Raw genomic sequence first — 19,212 nt, 5'->3', positions numbered from 1 at the left:
GGATTAACAATGAATTTTAAAACTACTTTTAATGGAAAAAACGTTCTTGTTTATGGCATGGGTGTCACGGGACGCTCGGTGCTGCGTACACTTCCCGCCGCAGGCTGTCGTCTCTCGCTTTATGTGGACGGTGGTTTGAGCGATGAGGATAAGGCTTTTATTGCCGCGTTGCCCCACTCGAAGGACATCACTATTATCGAGGATGCAGAGAACTTGCCCTTGGAGCCCTTTGCCTTTGTTCTGCGCAGCTCCGGCATCTCCTTCGCGACACCTTTGGTGGAGCGAGCTCATCGTGAGGGGAAACCGGTATATACCGATTTGGAGATCGCCTATCGTCTTTTCGGCGGTGAGAACCTCATCGCCATCACCGGCTCGAATGGAAAGACAACTACAACGTCGCTTATCGAATGGATTTTGAACCATGCGGGGAAAAAGGCCATTGCCTGCGGCAATATCGGTCTTCCGATTCTCTCAACGATGTTCGAAGCGGAAGAAGGTACGCTTTTTGTCACGGAATGCTCCAGCTTTCAGTTGGAAGCGGTGGAGCAATTCGCACCGCACCGCGCCGCGATTTTGAATATCACGGAAGATCATCTGGAATGGCACGGATCCTTTGAAGCCTATGCCAAGGCGAAAGCAGCCATTGCCCATGCCCAGAGCGCACGGGACAGCCTGTGGCTGTTGCCGGGCGATACGGTCGCTCGGGATGCAATCGATCAGGTGGGCACCCATGCTACTATTCATCTGGTAGACCTTCACACTCCTTTGATGGAAGAGCTTCGCCAAGGAATTGGCTGGCACTTAGTGGGTGAGCACAATGTACAAAACGCGGCTGTTGCCGTCGAAATAGCCAAAGATTTGGGCGTTGCAGAAGAGGTGATAAAACAAGCGCTTTCTTCCTTTCGCCCCATTGAACACCGCATGGAAGATGTCGGCACGGTGCGGGGCGTGCGGTATATTAATGACTCAAAGGGAACTAATGTCGATGCCACAGTCAAGGCACTTTCCGGCATTCATCAACCCATTTTGCTAATTGCGGGGGGCTATGACAAGCATGTCTGCTTTGATGCTTTCTTTGAAGCTTTTCGCCCGCAAGGAAAAAAGCTGCTGCTGATCGGCCAAACTGCAGAAAAGCTTGCGAAGGAAGCCCAGGAAAAGGGGCTCGGAGATCGTGTGATCATCGCTGAAACCTTGAAAAAAGCGATGGAGCTTGCGACATCCCTGGCGGAAAAAGGAGACTTGGTTTTGCTTTCGCCCGCAAGCGCGAGCTGGGGACAATACGAACATTTTGAAGAGCGAGGAGAAGAATTTCGCGCTTTGGTGAAGGCTTGGAAAGAAAAGAACGAATAAAGCAGACGGAGGAGATACGGGCGATATGCGAAAGGACATAAAACGGGATACAAGAAGAAGGCAGGGCACGATGGATCGTGTTCTGTTTCTCCTTGTACTCGTGTTGTCTTTTTTCGGCGTATTGATGGTTTTCAGTGCCAGTGCTCCTTATGCGCTGAAGCAATTTGGCGATGCAAAATATTATTTCCAACGAGATTTCATATTTACCATTCTGGGAGTGGGGATTATGTGGGCGGTTTCGCACATAGACTACCGTATTTACCGTCGCTTTGCTCCGCTAATCTACATCCTCGCGATCCTTTCCTGCCTCCTGGTTTGGGTACCGGGCATTGCCTATCCTGTGAATCGCGCCCATCGCTGGATTCATTTGGGCCCCCTGACATACATGCCTTCCGATGGCTTAAAAGTGGCATCGCTTCTTCTTTTAAGCGCTCTTCTGACACGAAAGCCGCCGGAAAAGCGGGGAACACCGGCAACCTTTCTTGCAATCATGCTGTTCATCGGCTTCACCATTTTGCCCATCTATGTGCAACCGAATTTTTCGGCCGTTATCGTGATTTCCGCTGTGCTGCTCTTTGTCTATTTCATATACGGTATGAATTTATGGCATTTTTTGCCGATGACGGGCATTGCCCTTGTCGGCCTCGCCTATGCGTTTTGGCCGAAACCGGGCAATTATCGATTGGAACGTCTTTTAACGGTTTTTGATCCGATGCGGGATCCGTCCGGAAGCGGATGGCAACTATTGCAGTCCCTTTATGCGGTAGCATCCGGAGGCTTTTTTGGCGTCGGCTTCGGGAAAAGTGTTCAGAAATTTGATTATCTTGCGGATGAACCGCACAACGATTTCATCTTTGCAGTCATTTCCGAAGAGCTGGGCTTTATCGGGGCATTACTCGTCATTGCGGGCTTTTGCTTTTTGGCCGTTCGCGGAATACGCATTGCTCGCAATGCAAAGACGCGATTCGGCCAGGTGCTGGCGCTTGGCCTCACCTTTTTAATCTGCTTTCAGGCCATGGTGAATATCGGCGTATCCATCGGTCTTGTCCCGACGACAGGCATTACGTTACCGTTTATCAGCTATGGCGGAAGCTCACTCTTGGTCATGAGCATGATGATCGGTATTCTGCTGAACATCTCTCGAGACGAGTAAGGAGGGGGTATGCAGCGCGACGAGCATGAAAAAAGAAACGAACGCCCTTTGCAGCCGAATGCATTACGCACTTCCAAGCCGAAAAAACGGGAGGAACGGCATTCTGCCGCCCGTACCAAGGCCCTTTCACCGCAAAGCAGCCTAAAACAGGTGGAACGTCGGCAACGCCGCGTGCGTCTGCAACGACGAAAAAAATGGCTACCTTTTCTTTTCGGTTTGCTGATCCTGTCAATATTGGTTGCTCTGTTCCTGACGCACGCTCCTTTTTTCCGCATTCAGTCGGTACGCGTCGAAGGCAATACGGTTCTGACGGATCGAGAGGTGATGAATGCCCTTGGCGATGTAGACAGCAACATCTTTACCTTTCCGACGAAGCGCTGGGAGGAACGCCTGCATTCACTGGAAGGAATTGAAGAAGTGGAATTCTCTCGTGAATTGCCCAATCGCTTAGTGGTTCGGATTAAAGAAAACTTCGTCCTGGGCGTTTTTGAATCGGCCGGCCGCCCTTATTATGTGGACGAGCAAGGAAAAATCACCGACCGTTTTGTACCGGAAAAGAACCGAATTAAGCCGATTGCTTTGGAAAAAGAAGTGGAAAAAATCGGCATCGGGGAAAACTATTTTTCGGATGCCCGCCAGCTTGCTTTTTTATCCACTTTGCAAAGCACACAACTGGTGGAAGGCGTGACGAAAGTTCGTTTTGAAAAGTCACAAGGCATTGTTATAATGTATAATGATATCGTCATACGTTTCGGGGAACCGAATGACATCATTCATAAGCTTACCGACTTAGCGGCTGTGCTCCGCGAAATCGAGAACAAAGGCGTAAAAGCGCAAGAGATCATTTTGAACGAAGGACAGAATCCGATCGTGGTTACCGGTAACGGGCGACAAACGACGCCCGGTGCGACGGAACCGAAAAAAGGAACAGAAGGAAACTGAGGGGGAGTCATGAACACATTCGACATGGAAGTAAACAACGACGGTCTGGCAAAAATCAAGGTACTTGGCGTCGGCGGAGGCGGAAACAACGCGTTGAACCGCATGAAACAACACGGTTTAGCAGGCGTAGAGTTTATCGCCGTCAATACCGATCGTCAGATTCTTGAGGTTGTGGATTCCGACAAAAAGCTGCAAATTGGCGTCAAGCTGACGCGCGGTCTCGGGTCCGGCGGAAATCCGGATGTGGGTGAGAAAGCGGCGGAAGAATCCAAAAGCGATATCACCGAATTGCTTGCAAACACCGACATGGTCTTTATTACCGCCGGTATGGGCGGTGGAACGGGTACCGGTGCGGCTCCTGTTGTTGCAGAAGCGGCGCGTTCCATGGGCATCCTGACGGTTGGCGTAGTCACAAAGCCGTTTGGCTTTGAAGGACGCAAACGCCAGAGCCAAGCCGAAAGCGGCATCAATAAATTAAAAGATAAAGTGGATACCCTCATTGTCATTCCGAACGATCGCCTGTTACAGGTCGCAGAACGTCGCACCTCCATGGTGGAAGCTTTCGGCATGGCCGATCAAGTGCTGATGAATGGTATTCAGGGTATTTCGGATCTGATTGCGGTACCGAACATCATCAATTTAGACTTTGCGGATGTCGAATCCATCATGAAGGATCAGGGCATTGCGCACATGGGCATCGGCATTGCCAATGGCGAGAACCGTGCCGTCAACGCGGCGAAGGCGGCGGTCAAGAGCCCGCTTCTGGAAACCAGTGTTGATGGAGCCAAAGCGGTATTGGTCAACGTGACGGCTGCCGACCTTGGCATTTTCGAAGCCAATGAAGCGATTGAAATGATCCGCGAGGCGGTTGATCCGGATGCCAATATCATCTTCGGCGCGGGTGTGGATGAGTCTCTTGGCGACGACATTAAGATTACGGTGATTGCCACCGGTTTTGACAACCGCAAGGTTTCCGCCAACGAGGACGGACTGGATCGTCGCGAGGCTCGTATGAATGAAGATTCCTCTTCGGCCTCCTCGTCTTCGGATGCGGATAATATGGACATTCCGGAATTCCTCAGAAAGTACCGTTAATATGAAATGTCCGTATTGCGGGTTTCCCGATACGAAGGTCATCGACTCTCGTCCAACCGAAGACAATGAGGCGGTTCGCCGCCGCCGCGCCTGTCTGAAATGCAAGAAACGCTTTACCACGTACGAGCGCTACGAGGATCAGGCGATTGTGGTGATTAAAAAAGACGAGACACGCGAGCCGTTCATTCGTTCCAAGATTCTTAACGGCATGATCCGTTCCGCGGAAAAACGGCCGGTGACGGTGGAGCGCTTAGAAAAGGCAGCGGACGCCATCGAAACCCAGCTTAACCATCTTAACCAGCGCGAGGTGACTACCGCCTATATCGGAGAACTGGTTATGGACCAGCTCAAAGCCATCGATAAAGTTGCCTATGTGCGCTTTGCGTCGGTTTATCGTGAATTTCAGGATGTGGACAGTTTTTACAAGGAATTGAACAACCTGACCGACGAGCAGGAAGAAGACAGAACAGAAGAATAAGGCAAAGGCGATCCATAGGATCGCCTGCTTTTTTTCGCGGCGGAGGAAACATGGATTTATTGCAGAGACAGCAGCAAAAACAACAACAAAAACATGCACCTCTTGCGGATCGTCTGCGCCCTAAATCCTTAGAGGACGTGGTGGGGCAGGATGCGGTCCTTGCGCCCGGCAAACCTCTTCGCCGCCTGATCGAAGCGGATCGTGTGCCATCACTGATACTTTTTGGCCCGCCGGGAACCGGAAAAACTACGATTGCGCATGTGATTGCCGAACATACGAACCGCGCCTTTCGCAAATTATCCGCCGTGACCAGCGGCGTTAAAGAATTGCGGGAGGTTGTAGAGGAAGCGAAACAGGCTCTGCTTTATGACCAGGTGCGCACCATTCTCTTTATTGACGAGATTCATCGCTTTAACAAGAGTCAGCAGGATGCCCTGCTTCCGCACGTAGAAGACGGCACGCTTACGCTCATCGGGGCAACGACGGAAAATCCGTTTTTTGAAGTAAATAAAGCGTTGCTTTCCCGTTGTCAGGTGGTGGAGCTGACGTGGCTTTCCACGGAAGCATTGGAAAAAGTACTTGATCGTGCTCTTTCGGATACGGAGAGGGGGCTCGGCATGTATGCGGTCACATTGGATGCGGATGCCCGAGCCTTGCTTCTTGCCTCTTCCGGAGGGGATGCGCGCGTGTTGCTGAATTCTTTGGAAATCGCAGTACTGTCGACGCCGCCCGTCAACGGTCGTATCCGGTTGACGAAAGAGGACATGGCCGAAAGCATGCAAAAGAAACGCATTCAATACGATAAAGGCGAGGAAGAGCATTACAACACGATTTCAGCTTTCATCAAATCGGTGCGCGGTTCCGATCCCGATGCGGCCATCTATTATCTTGCACGCATGCTGGCAGGGGGAGAAGATCCGCTCTTTATTGCTCGGCGTCTGGTAATCCTGGCCAGCGAGGATATCGGAAATGCGCAGCCGCTGGGCTTGGTGCAGGCGGTAAGCTGCTATCAGGGTGTTTCACAGATTGGCATGCCCGAGGCGCGCATTTTATTGGCGCAAACGACGACCTTTTTAGCTTCGTCGCCGAAAAGCAATGCTTCCTATTTGGCTATTGACGAAGCCTTGCGCACGGTTCGAGAGAATCCTCCGGCAGATATTCCGCCGTATTTGAAAGATGCCCACTACAGTGGTGCCAAAGCATTGGGAAGGGGATTGACATATCGGTATCCACATAATGATCCTTCCGGCTATGTCTTGCAGAATTATCTGCCGGATGAAATAATGGGAAAGACCTTTTATCATCCGGTCGATCGCGGCGGCGAAGCACGACTTAAACAGTACCTTGAGAGCCTGCCCAAACAAGAAAGACCTGCCGCTGAGGAGGACCGTCAGTAAGGAGAAAACATGGAAATTAAAGTATGTTATCGCGATGCGGAAAAGCACGCAAACGAAAAGATTACGATTCAGGGATGGATTCGGCAGTCGCGCATTTCCAAAAATGTCGGCTTTTTTATGGTGAATGACGGCACATTTTTCCGTCCTCTCCAAGTTGTGATTACGCCCGATTTAGAAAACTACAGCAATGTATCGCACTTTGCTGTGGGAAGCGCCATTGCGGTGGAAGGGATACTCAAGATCACGCCGGATTCACCACAGCCGATTGAGTTGGAAGCGAGAACCGTCACCTTGCTTGGTGCTAATGCGGAGGATTATCCCATCCAAAATAAACGTCAGAGCATGGAATTTCTCCGCCAATATCCCTATCTTCGTTCGCGTACGAATACGTTTAATGCCGTATTTCGCACGCGCAGCGAGATTGCTTTCGCCATTCATGAATTCTTTCACGAACGCGGCTTCACGTATGTGCACACGCCGTTAATTACCGCTTCGGATGCAGAAGGTGCGGGCGAAATGTTCCAGGTGACGACGCTGGATCTGAACAATGTGCCGAAAACGGAAGAGGGAAAAGTGGATTACCGTGAGGATTTCTTCGGTGTTCCGGCGCATCTTACTGTTTCGGGCCAGTTGGAATTGGAAGCTTTTGCCATGAGTCACCGAAATGTCTATACATTCGGGCCGACCTTCCGCGCAGAGCATTCCAACACCACGCGTCATGCGGCGGAATTTTGGATGATCGAGCCGGAGATTGCGTTCGGTGATCTGACCGACATGATGGACTTAGCCGAAGCGATGATGAAGCATATCCTCAATCGCGTGATCGAGCGTCTTCCCGAAGAGATGGATTTCTTTAATCGGTGGATTGACAAGGGTTTACTGGAACGCCTGAATCTGGTGCGTAAGGCAGATTTTGCCCGCATGACTTATACCGAGGCGGTTGCGCTTTTAGAAAAAGAAAACGCGCGCTTTACCTTCCCTGTGCATTGGGGAAGTGATCTACAGTCGGAGCACGAGCGTTTCCTGACAGAAGAAGTGGTTAAGGGGCCGCTTTTTGTGACGGATTATCCGAAGGAGATCAAGTCTTTCTATATGCGATTAAATGATGACGGCAAGACCGTCGCCTGTGCGGACATGTTGGTTCCGGGCATCGGCGAGCTCATCGGCGGCTCTCAGCGTGAAGAACGCGAAGAGGTGCTTCTTGCGCAAATGAGGGAGAAAGGCATTAAAGAAGAAGACTATCAGTGGTATACGGATCTTCGTCGTTTTGGCGGATGCGTACACAGCGGCTACGGTCTTGGCTTTGAACGCTGCGTGATGTACATGACCGGCATGGCCAATATCCGCGACGTACTGCCGTATCCGCGTACCGTCAACACATTACGGTAAGGATGCCGAAAGACTCTAAGGGTTGTGACAGAGCAGACGATTGACCAAACGAACGAGAAATACGTGAAGAAGAGAAGAAGGGTGTACATGGAAACCTATAATCCCGCCGTCCTGGAAAAAAAGTGGCAAGCCTTCTGGCAGAAGAACGATGTTTTTCATGCCACGTTGGATCCCACGAAAAAGAAATATTATGCGCTGGTTGAATTTCCCTATCCGTCCGGACAGGGGCTTCATGTTGGCCATCCGCGTCCCTACACCGCATTGGATATCGTTGCGCGCAAACGCCGTTTGCAGGGCTATAACGTCCTCTATCCGATGGGCTTTGATGCGTTCGGGCTGCCGACAGAGAATTATGCCATTCAACATAAAATTCATCCGGCGGAAGTCACGCGAAAAAACATTCAACATTTTAAGGATCAGTTGGATGCGATCGGCTTCTCCTTCGATTGGGATCGCGTGGTGAACACGACAGATCCGGAATATTATCGCTGGACACAATGGATCTTTATTCAGCTTTATAAGCATGGTCTGGCGTATAAGAAAGAAGTGCCCATCAATTGGTGTCCGCATGACCTCGTGGGGCTTTCCAACGAGGAAGTGGTGGACGGAAAATGTGAGCGCTGCGGAACCCCGGTGGAACATCGCGTAAAGAATCAGTGGATGCTCAAGATCACGGAATACGCGGATCGTTTGATTGACGATTTGGAAGAAGTGGATTATTCACCGCGCATCAAGCAGCAGCAGATCAACTGGATTGGCCGTTCTCACGGTGCGGAAGCCGACTTTGCGGTGCTTGTTGACGGGAAAGAGACGGACGATGTCTTAACCGTATATACGACGCGTCCGGATACCATGTTCGGCGCGACGTATATGGTTGTGGCTCCGGAACATCCGCTTCTGACAAAGTATGCGGCTTCTATCGAAAACGACGAGGAAGTGAAAGCGTATCAGCAACAGGCACTTCTCAAATCGGATTTTGAACGCGGAGAGTTGGCCAAAGAGAAAACGGGCGTAGCCCTGAAAGGCGTTTGCGCCAAGAATCCCGCAACGGGCAAGGCCATTCCTATCTGGGTTTCCGACTATGTTCTGATGAGCTATGGCACCGGCGCCATTATGGCCGTGCCGGCACACGATGACCGCGACTGGGCGTTCGCCAAGAAATTTGACCTTCCCATTGTGGAGGTCGTTTCCGGTGCATCGAAATCCGTAAACGAAGAGCCTTTTACGGATGTATCCGAAGGCACGATGGTCAATTCCGGATTCCTGAACGGAAAACCGGTTCAAGAGGCCATCAAGGCGATGATCGAATACCTCGAGAAGCATGAGCTGGGCAAGGCCAAAACGAATTATAAATTGCGCGACTGGGTATTCAGCCGTCAGCGCTACTGGGGAGAACCCATTCCCATGGTCTATTGCGAAGAACATGGTTGGGTTCCACTGCCGGAAGAAGAGCTGCCGCTGCTTTTGCCGGATGTGCCAAACTATCAGCCGACGGCTACCGGTGAATCACCGCTTTCCGAAATGCAGGACTTTGTGGAGACGACATGCCCGATCTGTGGCAAGCCTGCGCGGCGCGAAACGGACACCATGCCGCAGTGGGCGGGTTCCTCCTGGTACTATTTACGCTATATGGATCCGCATAATGCGCAGGCTCCTGTTTCACAGGAAGCCGAGTCGTATTTTGGGCCGGTGGACTGGTATAATGGAGGCATGGAGCATACGACGCTGCATCTTCTCTACTCGCGTTTCTGGCATAAGTTCCTCTACGACATCGGTGTGGTGTCCACGAAAGAACCCTACACCAAGCGCACTTCGCATGGCATGATCATGGGCGACAACGGGGAAAAGATGAGCAAGTCTCGCGGGAATGTTGTCAATCCCGATGAAATTGTAGCCGAGTACGGCGCCGACACGCTGCGCACCTATGAAATGTTTATCGGCGATTTTGAAAAGAGTGCCAACTGGACGGAAAGTGGCGTGCAAGGTTGTCGCAAATTTCTGGAACGCGTTTGGAAGATGGCGGAACTTCTCAACGACGACGAGAACGTGGATGCCGAAACCGAAGTGCTGTTACACCAATCCATTAAGAAGGTCAGCGAAGATTTTGAAACGCTGAAATTCAATACGGCAATCGCACAACTGATGACCCTTTCCAATGCGCTGCGCGCAAAAGAACATATTACGCGCGGCGAATGGAAGATCTATCTGCTTCTGCTCAATCCGGTTGCGCCGCATCTCACCGAGGAATTGTGGGAGAGAGCGGGATTTGATGGCCATATCGCAACGGATGGGCAATGGCCGGTATACGCTGAGGATAAGTTGACAGAAGCCTATCTGGAAATGCCGATTCAAATTAACGGCAAGGTGCGTGGCAAGGTATTGCTTGCTCCGGAGGCGACGAAAGACGAAGCGCTGGAGGTGGCCAAGAAGGATTCTGCTGTTGCGCGCTATTTGGAAGGTAAAACGGTCGTGAAGGTCGTTTTTGTTCCCGGGAAAATCTTGAACTTGGTGATTCGTTGAGCCCCTATCTAGGGCAAACAGTAAGGACAGGTCTATGAAACTGACTACCAGAAGCCGATACGGCTTGCGTGCCATGACGTATATCGCCGCGCATGCAGAGGAGGGACAACCGGTTCCGCTTTCCGAGATTGCGGAGGCATTGCTTCTCAGCGAAGCGTATCTGGAACAGTTGCTGCGCTTGCTCAAGAAAGTACCGTTGGTCAATACGGTGCGCGGTGTTAAAGGCGGTTATGTGCCGGCACGCGATCCCAAAGACATCACAGTATTGGAAATGCTGAATGTCTTGGAAGGCGAATTTTGGCTCTCGGATTGTGCGATTGCGGGCGATTGTCCCGGCGGCTTTACCAATTGTCCTACCCGCATTCTGATTACCCGTATGAACAATGCCATCTATCAGTCTATTGAACATCTTACGTTAGCGGATATGGTGGAGCTTTCCCGGGCGGTATGATGTGGTCTATAGAAGACGTTTCGGTCTTCGAGGAGCAGTAGACCACGATGGAGTCGTAAGGAAGAAAAAAAGAGGATGAACATGCAATATCTTGGAATGAACGAATGTCGATCGAAATATCTCGATTTTTTTGAAGCACAAAATCATACACGCCTGATCAGCTTTTCGCTGGTTCCCGAGGATGATGACAGCCTTTTGCTTATCAACGCGGGTATGGCTCCGTTAAAGCCGTATTTCATGGGTGAGAAGAAGATGCCCCATAATCGAGCAACGAGCTCGCAACGCTGTGTGCGCACCGCTGATATCGACAATGTCGGCAAAACGGCACGCCATGCGACGTTTTTTGAAATGCTTGGCAATTTTTCCTTCGGAAATTATTTTAAGCCGGAAGCCATTCGCTGGGCATGGACCTTCCTCACGCAGGAGATCGACATGGATCCGAATCGACTCTGGATCACCGTTTACGAAGACGATGACCAGGCCTACGACCTTTGGACGAAAGTCATTGGTGTCGCACCGGATCATGTGTTACGTCTGGGAAAAGAAGATAACTTCTGGGAACTGGAGCAGGGACCGTGCGGGCCGTGCTCGGAAATTCATTATGATCGTGGCCCGGAATATGGAGAAGGCAACAGCCCATTAGACAATTCCGATCGGTTTATGGAAATTTGGAACCTCGTTTTTACCCAATTCGATCGCCAAAAAGACGGAAGCTACGTTCCATTGGCGCATCCGAACATTGATACCGGCATGGGTCTCGAACGACTCGCTTTGGTTTGCGAAAACAAGGACAACATCTTTGAACTCGATGAGTTTGCACCTCTACGTGAGACCATTAAAGCGCTCTCGGGAAAAGAATATGGAACGGACCCGAAAGCGGATGAATCGTTCCGCGTGATCATCGATCATTCGAAGGCGATCACCTTTTTGGTTTCGGACGGCGTAGTGCCTTCCAACGAGGGCCGCGGTTATGTATTACGACGCCTTTTGCGCCGTGCGGCCCGATATGGAAAGCTCTTGGGAATCAAAGGCAAATTCTTGGCCAAGACCATTACGGAAATCATGAAGGTCTATGGCGAAGAATATCCAGAGATCCTGCAAGGAAAAGATCGCATTTTTACTGTGGTGGAGCGGGAAGAAGAAAATTTCCAGCAGACCATCGACCAGGGGCTGGCGCTTCTCGAAGATCTTATGGAGGAAGCAAAAGCAAAGAAAACGAGCACCCTTGACGGTGCCCGTGTGTTTCGCCTTTATGATACATTCGGCTTTCCTATTGATTTAACGCGCGAAATTGCTGCGGAACAGGGCCTTCAAGTGGATGAAGCAGACTTTCAGGAACGTATGGAAGCCCAGCGTCGTCAATCACGTGCTCGTCGAAAGGAAACCAGCGGCTGGGATACCGAGGCGGCGATTTCCGTTGAGGGCGTAGCACAGACGGAATTTATTGGCTACGATACCTTGGAGGGAGAGGCCACCGTATTGGCGCTTTATGAGGACGGCGAACGTGTTCCAACGCTGGAAACCGGAAAACAAGGAATTGTGATTCTGGATCGCACCCCATTCTATGCGGAAAGCGGCGGTCAGGTGAGCGATGAAGGAGCCTTTACGTCCGGCACGCTTCTGGCCAGTGTACAGAAGGTAAAAAAGGATAAAAATGAAATTTTCCTGCATACGGTAACGGTGGAAAAAGGTACCTTGCACGAGAAGGATACGCTAACCGCCTGCGTGGCGAAGGATCGCCGCGAGGATATTCGTCGCAATCATTCCGCAACGCATCTGTTGCATCGCGCCTTGCGCATGGTGCTTGGCGATCATGTACAGCAAGCCGGTTCTTTGGTGGAACCGGATCGTTTGCGCTTTGATTTTACGCACTATCAGGCCATGACCGACGAGGAAAAACAGAAAGTGGAAGATATCGTCAATCGTGCGATTTTCGATTCCTATGCCGTCCAAACCAGGGTCTTACCTTTGCAGGAAGCCATGGCGGAAGGAGCCATGGGCCTGTTTGAAGATAAGTATCATGACACCGTGCGGGTTGTCTCCATGGGGGACTTTTCCAAAGAGCTTTGCGGCGGAACGCATGTACAGAACACCTCGCAGCTGCAAGCTTTTATACTGCTCAGTGAACAGGGCGTTTCCTCCGGTGTGCGACGCATTGAAGCGTTAACCGGACGTGCCGCGTTGCAACGCATGAAAGAAAAAGAGCAGACGGTACTTGCCTTGGCAGAACTGCTGAAAACGACGCCGGAGCATGTTCTTCCGCGAAGTGAGGCTTTGTTGGAAGAGAACCGAAATATAAAGCGGGAGCTGGAGTCTTATGAAGCAAAGATGGCCGGGGAACTTTCCCGCCAATTGGATTCTTCCGTAATAACGGTGGCCGGTGTTCCGGTCTTGGCATCGCGCGTCGACGGCAAGACGATGGAAGAACTAAAGGATCTTGCCGATGCGCTCAAGACGAATCACGAGGACATGGTCATCGCTCTGGCAGCGGCTACCGATAAAAAAGTCTATTGGGTCGTATCGGTTGCCGACAAATGGGTAAAAGAAGGTATCAAGGCAGGCGATTTGGTCAAAGCCCTTGCGCAAAAAACCGGCGGAAACGGGGGAGGCCGTCCGCAGTTTGCGACGGCAGGCGGTAAAGATGCCACCAAAATTGATGAGGCATTGAAAAGCGTGGGCGCCTGGGTGGAAGAAAAACGAGCGTAGCCTTGCTGCAGAACACGATGTGTTATGTATAACACAGTTAGGAGGCGAAGATGTCGAAAGATTTCAGCGAAACGATGCTTTTTACGCCGATTGAAGAACGGCACAATATGGAAGAGATCCTTTCCAGCGTGTATGTTTCTCTTGAAGAAAAGGGATATGCACCGGAGAATCAGATTATCGGTTATATTCTTTCCGGCGATCCCACGTACATTACGAGCTATAATGACGCGCGCAAGCTAATCCGACAGATTGATCGCGATGAGCTGCTCTCGACGCTGCTGTCATACTATCTGGAAGGGCACAATATACCATCATAAGAAGAGAGGTGGCTTGGGTGACTCGCGCAATGGGATTGGACTTGGGTACAAAGACCATCGGGGTGGCAATCAGCGACCCCACGTATCTCATTGCGCAGGCCCATACGACCATTAAACGTTCGACATTCGCTGCAGATCTTTTCGCCTTAGAAGAGATCATCAGCGCCTATTCGATTGCAGAAATTATAATCGGTTTACCCAAGCATATGAATAATCAGATGAGTGATTCGGCTCGCCGCGCGAAGAGCTTCGGCGCCGAATTGTTGAAAAAAGGGTATGCCGTGGAGTATCAGGACGAGAGATTGAGCACGATGCAGGCGAGCGCTGTACTGATGAAAACCGGCGTTCGTCGGGAAAAACGAAAGCAAGTCGTTGACGCGATCGCGGCAACGTTTATTCTCCAGCAATGGCTGGACAGACGGGAAAAACAATGAACAGACAAGAGATGATTGTACAGGATGGAGAGCGTGATGTGGCATTAACCCTCGTTGCGTCTTTTTCCTTGCAAGATAAGGACTATTGTTTAGTGGAAGACCAGGAAGATGGTTCTTCCTTCTTTTTGCGTTATTTTGCCGACGGAGACGATATGGTCTTTGCGGCATTGGAATCGGAACGAGAACTCGATGAGGTGAGCGAAGCCTTCGAGGAATTAAATAAAATGGAAAAAGGGAAAGAACAAAAGGAGGAAAGCGTTTGAAAACAAAAGCGAATATAAAGCGATTACGGGTGATTCCGCTCGGCGGATTGCGTGAAATCGGAAAGAACATGGCGGTGGTCGAATACGGCAATGATATGATTGTGATTGACGCCGGCCTGACGTTTCCGGATGAGGATATGCCGGGTGTGGACACAGTGATCCCGGATATTTCCTATCTCGAAAAGAACAAGGAAAAGCTGCGGGGCATTCTCTTGACGCACGGGCATGAAGATCACTACGGTGCAGTACCGTACGTCCTGAAAAAGCTGCAGACCAATGTATATTGCACGCGTCTTACCGGCGGGATGCTGGAAAACAAATTTAAAGAGCATGGTATTAATCCATCGGTTATTAAGTACGTGAAGGCCGGGGACGTTTTGCGCTTAGGAGAGTTGGATTGCGAATTTGTTCGCGTAGCGCACAGCATCCCGGATGCCTGTGCCATTGCGGTGCATAATCCGGTAGGGACCATTCTTTTTACCGGGGATTTTAAATTCGATTTTACACCCATTGATCATGAGCCAACGGATATTCACCGCCTGGCGGAACTCGGAGAGGAAGGTGTTCTCGCACTTTATAGCGATTCCACAAACGTGGAGCGTCCGGGTTATACGCTCAGCGAGCGCAGTGTGGGGGAAACCTTCAAGCAGATTTTCAGTAATACCAAGGGACGCTTGATTGTTGCCACCTTTGCGTCCAACCTGCATCGAGTACAGCAAATCATTGAAGCGGCGGAAGCCAATAACCGCAAGGTTGCTCTTTCCGGACGCTCCATGCTCAACAATGTTGCCGTGGCAAGCGAATTAGGCTATCTGCGCGTTCAGAGTAAGACGTTAATTGATATTAAAGACGTGGAAAAATACAAACCGGATGAAGTGTGCCTATTGATCACCGGATCACAAGGGGAACCGATGAGTGCTCTTTCACGTATGTCAAACGGCTCGCATCGGCAGATCAATGTTGGTGAAAATGACACCATCATCCTATCGGCATCCATGATTCCCGGTAATGAAAAGAGCATCGGAGACATGATTAATGCCTTGATGTTGCGCGGCTGCCGTGTGGTTTATTCCTCGCTTCAAAACGTACACGTTTCCGGACACGCCTGTCAGGAAGAAATTAAACTCATGCACTCGTTGGTAAACGAAGAATACTTCATACCGGCACACGGTGAGCCCCGTATGCTCATCACGCACAAGAAGCTGGCGATGGATCTCGGTGTGCCGGAGGATCATATTCTCATGGCCGAAAACGGCAGTGTTATCGAATTCAATCGAGTCGGAAAAACTGTTGTAGCCAACATGGATGAAAAAGTGCAGGCCGGACGAATTCTTATTGACGGCTTGGGCATCGGTGATGTCGGATCGGTGGTGTTAAATGATCGTAAACGCCTTGCCGACGATGGTATGATTTCGCTGGTGGTCACAGTGGATCCCAAGACGCATAAGGTGGTTGCCGGACCGGAAATTATTTCGCGCGGTTTCATTTACATGAAAGACAACGTGGATATTATTGAGGAGCTCAAGAAGATCGTGACGCAGATTTTCGAGGATGCCCAACGCCGTAAGATCACAGACTGGGCATTCCTGAAGTCGCGCATGCGTGAAGAGGTAAAGGGATACGTATACAAAGAAATCCAGCGCAATCCTATGATTCTCACGATCATCATGGAGACCGACGGACATGTCGTGCAATAAGCAAAAGATCGAATTGCTGGCGCCGGCCGGAGACGAAGAAAAACTGCGCAGCGCATTGCATTTCGGCGCGGATGCCGTGTATCTTGCTCTGGAGCGCTACGGTCTGCGCACCGCATCCCGTAATTTTTCTCTGGTTTCGCTGGCAAAAGCGCTCGAGTATGCGCATGAACGCGAAGCAAAGGTATATGTTACATTGAATATCCTTGCTCATGAGACCGATTTTGACGGACTGGCGGAGACCGCCAAAACACTGGAAAAGATGGGTGTCGATGCCGTGATTGTATCGGATGCCGGCGTCTTTCAGGTGGTTCGCGAAGAGACATCATTGCCCATTCACATCTCTACGCAGGCAAGTCTTATGAATGCGAGATCGGTACAGTTTTGGGGCGATCAGGGTGCGAATCGGGTTGTTCTAGCCAGAGAATTGAGCCTTTCCGAAATCGGTACCATTCGTAAGCAGATCGACCCGAAATTGGAACTGGAATGCTTTGTGCATGGTGCCATGTGCATCTCCGTATCCGGCCGGTGCTTACTTTCCAACTATATGACCGGGCGGGATGCCAATCGCGGCGATTGCGCACAGGCGTGTCGCTGGAAATACGCCTTGATGGAAGAAACACGTCCCGGCGAATATTTCCCAATTGAAGAAGAGGAACGCGGCACGTTCATTATGAATTCGAAGGATTTATGCCTTTTGCCGTATTTGCCGGAGCTTCTTGCCAACGGCATCGGCAGCTTGAAGATTGAAGGGCGCGTAAAAAGCGCCTATTATGTCGGTACCGTGGTGCATGCCTACCGTATGGCATTGGATGCTCTTGAAAACGGAAGCTGGAGCGAAGACCTGGTCGCGTATTGCCTCAAGGAAATTCAAAAAACCAGTCACCGTGCGCTAACTACGGGCTTTTTATTCGGCACGCCCGGCGCGGAGGGGCAGAATTACGCTTCCACTTCGTATATACAGGAGTATGATTTTGTTGGCATCGTTACGGCGGTACACGAAGAAAAAAACACCATTTCTGTGGAAGTACGCAACGCCTTTTCGGTGGGCGACGCACTGGAAATGATGACAGTGGGAAAGACTTTATTTTGGAATGTGTCCGCTATTTTTGCAGAAAACGGTGAGGCCTTGGAACGGGCAAAAACGCCCAAGTCCATCGTCATTCTGCCAAAACCGGGGGACTGCTCGGCGGGCGATATGGTACGCCGCGCCAAGCAAAGGGAACCGGAATTTTAATTTTTTTCGTTTTCCGAAACACCATCTTCCTCTACGAGAAGATGTGCTGCGTCCGCCTGAGGATTGATAACAAGCGTATGAAACTCTTTATAATAGACCATGCCCGGCTTAGCCCCTTTGGCTTTGTAGACATGTTTTCGTTGCGTATAGTCGATCTCCACAGCCTTTTCGCGGGAATGTGAAGAGTATTTGGCGGCCAGATAGGCGGCGGCTTGCTTGTCTTTTTCATCGGGGATCTGTCCTGCGGTACGCAAGATGACGTGTGCGCCCGGAACGGTCTTGGAATGAAAAAACAGGTCTTCTTTATCCGCCACTTTTAAGGTGAGGTGGTCGTTTTGCGCATTGTTTCGTCCTACAAGAATTGCCATGCCGTTTTTGGTGTGGAATTGGCGGGGCGGTAGTGCGGAAGCTGGCGTTTTCTTTTCCTTTCGTTTCCGTTTGGGTAGGATTCCTTCGCGCTCAAATTCCTGTTGCACGGCTTCCAATTCCTCAATTTCTTGTGTCTGCTCCAGCATTTCACCCAATTGTTCGAGATAACGTATCTCTTCTCCCAATCGCGGAATACTTTCGGCCAATAGCTTGTGGGCGGTATTCAGTTTGGAAAACTGACGATATTTGGCTTCCATGTTTTCATGACCGGATTTTTTGGGATCCAGTGGAATAGTTCGTGGCCGATTGTCGTGAAAGAAGTCGTCCACTACAATGCTTTCACGGCCTTTGACGACCTGATGCGCATAGGCGGCCAACAAATCCGCCTCTTCTTTATAGTCCTCCCGATTCTCTGTCTGTGCCTGATCCTCACGCAGGTGGTCGCGTTTACGCATTTTTTTATCTAGCAGGATGGCCAACGAATGGCGCAGATGCTCTTTGCGTTGTCCGAATCCATCATCGCGTGCCGTTTCCGCCGTTTGTCGGTCGATGAGCGTACTGATGGAGGCATCCTCGGCTTCCGGCTTGCCGTAATGCGTAAGAGCAAAGGGATAGGCCTGCTTTTTGGGAGAGCGGTAAAGCGCTGGGTGAAAGGTGTTCGAACGCAACGCGGCAACCAGAAGAGATAGCTGGTGATCCAGCATCCTTTGCTGAGCAACGGTAAGTGCTCCGATGGGTGTATCGGGATTCACATCGGCGCGCACGCAAAGTTCCACGGAAATTAAAGGGGAAAAGCCCGTCAATCGGCCGTAAAAAAGCTGTTTCGTTGTTAATCCGCCGCTTTGCTCTTTTTGCGCCTCTTCGATCAGCATAGAAAGAGACACTTCTTGCGTGAGAACATCGTGTTTATTGGCAGGGAAAATGGCGTAGGTCTTTCCGGGATAAATCTGACGCACGCGGCTCATATCATGCGAGACACGGCGCACCGCTTCAATGACGCGATCCTGTTCATCCAATAAAATGAGATTGGAGTGGCGGCCCATCACCTCTAAAATTACCTGCTTTTCCACTGTATCGCCTAATTCATTGCGGGTCTGAAAGCGCAGTCGCACCGTACGATCCATGGCGACCTGCTCCAGCTCCACCAATTTGCCTTGCCCTAAATGCTTGCGCAAAAGCATTACGAAATTGGGCGGCGTGGTCGGATTGGTGTATTTTTTTGTGGTCAGATGTAACCTTCCGTTTGCAGAATCACAGGAAAGATAGAGCAATAGATTTTCGCCGTTCGCATAGAAGGACATGGTCAACTGTGTCGGACCAATTTGGTTTATTTTTTTCAGGTGTCCGCCGAGCAGCTTTTTCCGGAGCTCGTCCACCACTGCATGCATGGTAATGCCGTCAAATGTCATGAGAAAAT

The 19,212-nt window shown here is 50.6% G+C and carries 16 protein-coding genes; 15 read left to right on the top strand and 1 reads right to left on the bottom strand.

The features are described from left to right. The first annotated feature begins 9 nt into the window (after positions 1-9). The 15 genes from murD (at position 10) to FXY30_RS05505 (ending at position 17,426) form a co-directional block, all read left to right on the top strand. The gene (gene murD / locus FXY30_RS05575; RefSeq protein ID WP_071705686.1) at positions 10-1,350 is read left to right on the top strand and encodes a UDP-N-acetylmuramoyl-L-alanine--D-glutamate ligase; all 1,341 of its coding nucleotides are present in this window, start codon (positions 10-12) and stop codon (positions 1,348-1,350) included. A gap of 25 nt (positions 1,351-1,375) precedes the next feature. After that, positions 1,376-2,503, top strand: a complete 1,128-nt coding sequence (ftsW, locus tag FXY30_RS05570) for a putative lipid II flippase FtsW (protein ID WP_083428236.1) — start codon at positions 1,376-1,378, stop codon at positions 2,501-2,503. Positions 2,504-2,512: 9 nt separating this feature from the next. Further along, complete coding sequence (locus tag FXY30_RS05565; RefSeq protein ID WP_071705685.1) at positions 2,513-3,445, top strand: cell division protein FtsQ/DivIB; 933 nt, start codon at positions 2,513-2,515, stop codon at positions 3,443-3,445. A gap of 9 nt (positions 3,446-3,454) precedes the next feature. Further along, complete coding sequence (ftsZ, locus tag FXY30_RS05560) at positions 3,455-4,540, top strand: cell division protein FtsZ (protein WP_071705684.1); 1,086 nt, start codon at positions 3,455-3,457, stop codon at positions 4,538-4,540. A gap of 1 nt (position 4,541) precedes the next feature. Continuing rightward, complete coding sequence (gene nrdR / locus FXY30_RS05555; RefSeq protein WP_071705683.1) at positions 4,542-5,018, top strand: transcriptional regulator NrdR; 477 nt, start codon at positions 4,542-4,544, stop codon at positions 5,016-5,018. 50 nt (positions 5,019-5,068) lie between these two features. Then, positions 5,069-6,415: a replication-associated recombination protein A gene (locus tag FXY30_RS05550; protein ID WP_071705682.1), complete on the top strand. Its 1,347-nt coding sequence runs from the start codon at positions 5,069-5,071 to the stop codon at positions 6,413-6,415. Positions 6,416-6,424: 9 nt separating this feature from the next. Beyond that, on the top strand, positions 6,425-7,804 hold the full coding sequence (gene asnS, locus FXY30_RS05545; RefSeq protein WP_071705681.1) for an asparagine--tRNA ligase: 1,380 nt from the start codon (positions 6,425-6,427) through the stop codon (positions 7,802-7,804). Positions 7,805-7,891: 87 nt separating this feature from the next. Next, positions 7,892-10,324, top strand: a complete 2,433-nt coding sequence (gene leuS, locus FXY30_RS05540; protein WP_083428235.1) for a leucine--tRNA ligase — start codon at positions 7,892-7,894, stop codon at positions 10,322-10,324. 34 nt (positions 10,325-10,358) lie between these two features. After that, the gene (locus tag FXY30_RS05535; protein WP_071705680.1) at positions 10,359-10,775 is read left to right on the top strand and encodes an RrF2 family transcriptional regulator; all 417 of its coding nucleotides are present in this window, start codon (positions 10,359-10,361) and stop codon (positions 10,773-10,775) included. Between the two features lie 81 nt (positions 10,776-10,856). Further along, a complete protein-coding gene (gene alaS, locus FXY30_RS05530) occupies positions 10,857-13,481 on the top strand; it encodes an alanine--tRNA ligase (RefSeq protein WP_071706125.1) in 2,625 nt (874 codons plus the stop codon). Between the two features lie 50 nt (positions 13,482-13,531). Further along, on the top strand, positions 13,532-13,798 hold the full coding sequence (locus tag FXY30_RS05525) for an IreB family regulatory phosphoprotein (protein WP_071705679.1): 267 nt from the start codon (positions 13,532-13,534) through the stop codon (positions 13,796-13,798). A gap of 17 nt (positions 13,799-13,815) precedes the next feature. Further along, positions 13,816-14,232, top strand: coding sequence for a Holliday junction resolvase RuvX (gene ruvX / locus FXY30_RS05520; RefSeq protein ID WP_071706124.1), 417 nt, complete (start codon positions 13,816-13,818; stop codon positions 14,230-14,232). After that, the gene (locus FXY30_RS05515; protein WP_071705678.1) at positions 14,229-14,495 is read left to right on the top strand and encodes a DUF1292 domain-containing protein; all 267 of its coding nucleotides are present in this window, start codon (positions 14,229-14,231) and stop codon (positions 14,493-14,495) included. The genes ruvX and FXY30_RS05515 overlap by 4 nt, the downstream gene beginning before the upstream one ends. Further along, positions 14,492-16,192 (top strand): ribonuclease J, encoded by a 1,701-nt coding sequence (locus FXY30_RS05510; RefSeq protein WP_071705677.1) that lies wholly within the window; start codon positions 14,492-14,494, stop codon positions 16,190-16,192. The genes FXY30_RS05515 and FXY30_RS05510 overlap by 4 nt, the downstream gene beginning before the upstream one ends. Continuing rightward, positions 16,179-17,426, top strand: coding sequence for a peptidase U32 family protein (locus tag FXY30_RS05505; RefSeq protein WP_071705676.1), 1,248 nt, complete (start codon positions 16,179-16,181; stop codon positions 17,424-17,426). Before FXY30_RS05510 ends, FXY30_RS05505 begins: the two co-directional genes overlap by 14 nt. Here FXY30_RS05505 and FXY30_RS05500 read toward each other — a convergent pair. Continuing rightward, positions 17,423-19,204, bottom strand: a complete 1,782-nt coding sequence (locus tag FXY30_RS05500) for an Rqc2 family fibronectin-binding protein (protein WP_071705675.1) — start codon at positions 19,202-19,204, stop codon at positions 17,423-17,425. The two genes, FXY30_RS05505 and FXY30_RS05500, sit on opposite strands and share 4 nt — an antisense overlap. Between the last annotated feature and the right edge of the window lie 8 nt (positions 19,205-19,212).

The organism is Murdochiella vaginalis, from assembly GCF_902381775.1.
GTDB lineage: Bacteria > Bacillota > Clostridia > Tissierellales > Peptoniphilaceae > Murdochiella > Murdochiella vaginalis.
This window is presented reverse-complemented; position numbering and strand designations above follow the sequence as displayed.

Bases quoted from the DNA above. Each gene is read 5' to 3' on its own strand.
- murD (WP_071705686.1), top strand. From the start codon at position 10: ATGAATTTTAAAACTACTTTTAATGGAAAAAACGTTCTTGTTTATGGC.
- ftsW (WP_083428236.1), top strand. From the start codon at position 1,376: ATGCGAAAGGACATAAAACGGGATACAAGAAGAAGGCAGGGCACGATG.
- FXY30_RS05565 (WP_071705685.1), top strand. From the start codon at position 2,513: ATGCAGCGCGACGAGCATGAAAAAAGAAACGAACGCCCTTTGCAGCCG.
- ftsZ (WP_071705684.1), top strand. From the start codon at position 3,455: ATGAACACATTCGACATGGAAGTAAACAACGACGGTCTGGCAAAAATC.
- nrdR (WP_071705683.1), top strand. From the start codon at position 4,542: ATGAAATGTCCGTATTGCGGGTTTCCCGATACGAAGGTCATCGACTCT.
- FXY30_RS05550 (WP_071705682.1), top strand. From the start codon at position 5,069: ATGGATTTATTGCAGAGACAGCAGCAAAAACAACAACAAAAACATGCA.
- asnS (WP_071705681.1), top strand. From the start codon at position 6,425: ATGGAAATTAAAGTATGTTATCGCGATGCGGAAAAGCACGCAAACGAA.
- leuS (WP_083428235.1), top strand. From the start codon at position 7,892: ATGGAAACCTATAATCCCGCCGTCCTGGAAAAAAAGTGGCAAGCCTTC.
- FXY30_RS05535 (WP_071705680.1), top strand. From the start codon at position 10,359: ATGAAACTGACTACCAGAAGCCGATACGGCTTGCGTGCCATGACGTAT.
- alaS (WP_071706125.1), top strand. From the start codon at position 10,857: ATGCAATATCTTGGAATGAACGAATGTCGATCGAAATATCTCGATTTT.
- FXY30_RS05525 (WP_071705679.1), top strand. From the start codon at position 13,532: ATGTCGAAAGATTTCAGCGAAACGATGCTTTTTACGCCGATTGAAGAA.
- FXY30_RS05515 (WP_071705678.1), top strand. From the start codon at position 14,229: ATGAACAGACAAGAGATGATTGTACAGGATGGAGAGCGTGATGTGGCA.
- FXY30_RS05505 (WP_071705676.1), top strand. From the start codon at position 16,179: ATGTCGTGCAATAAGCAAAAGATCGAATTGCTGGCGCCGGCCGGAGAC.
- FXY30_RS05500 (WP_071705675.1), bottom strand. From the start codon at position 19,204: ATGACATTTGACGGCATTACCATGCATGCAGTGGTGGACGAGCTCCGG.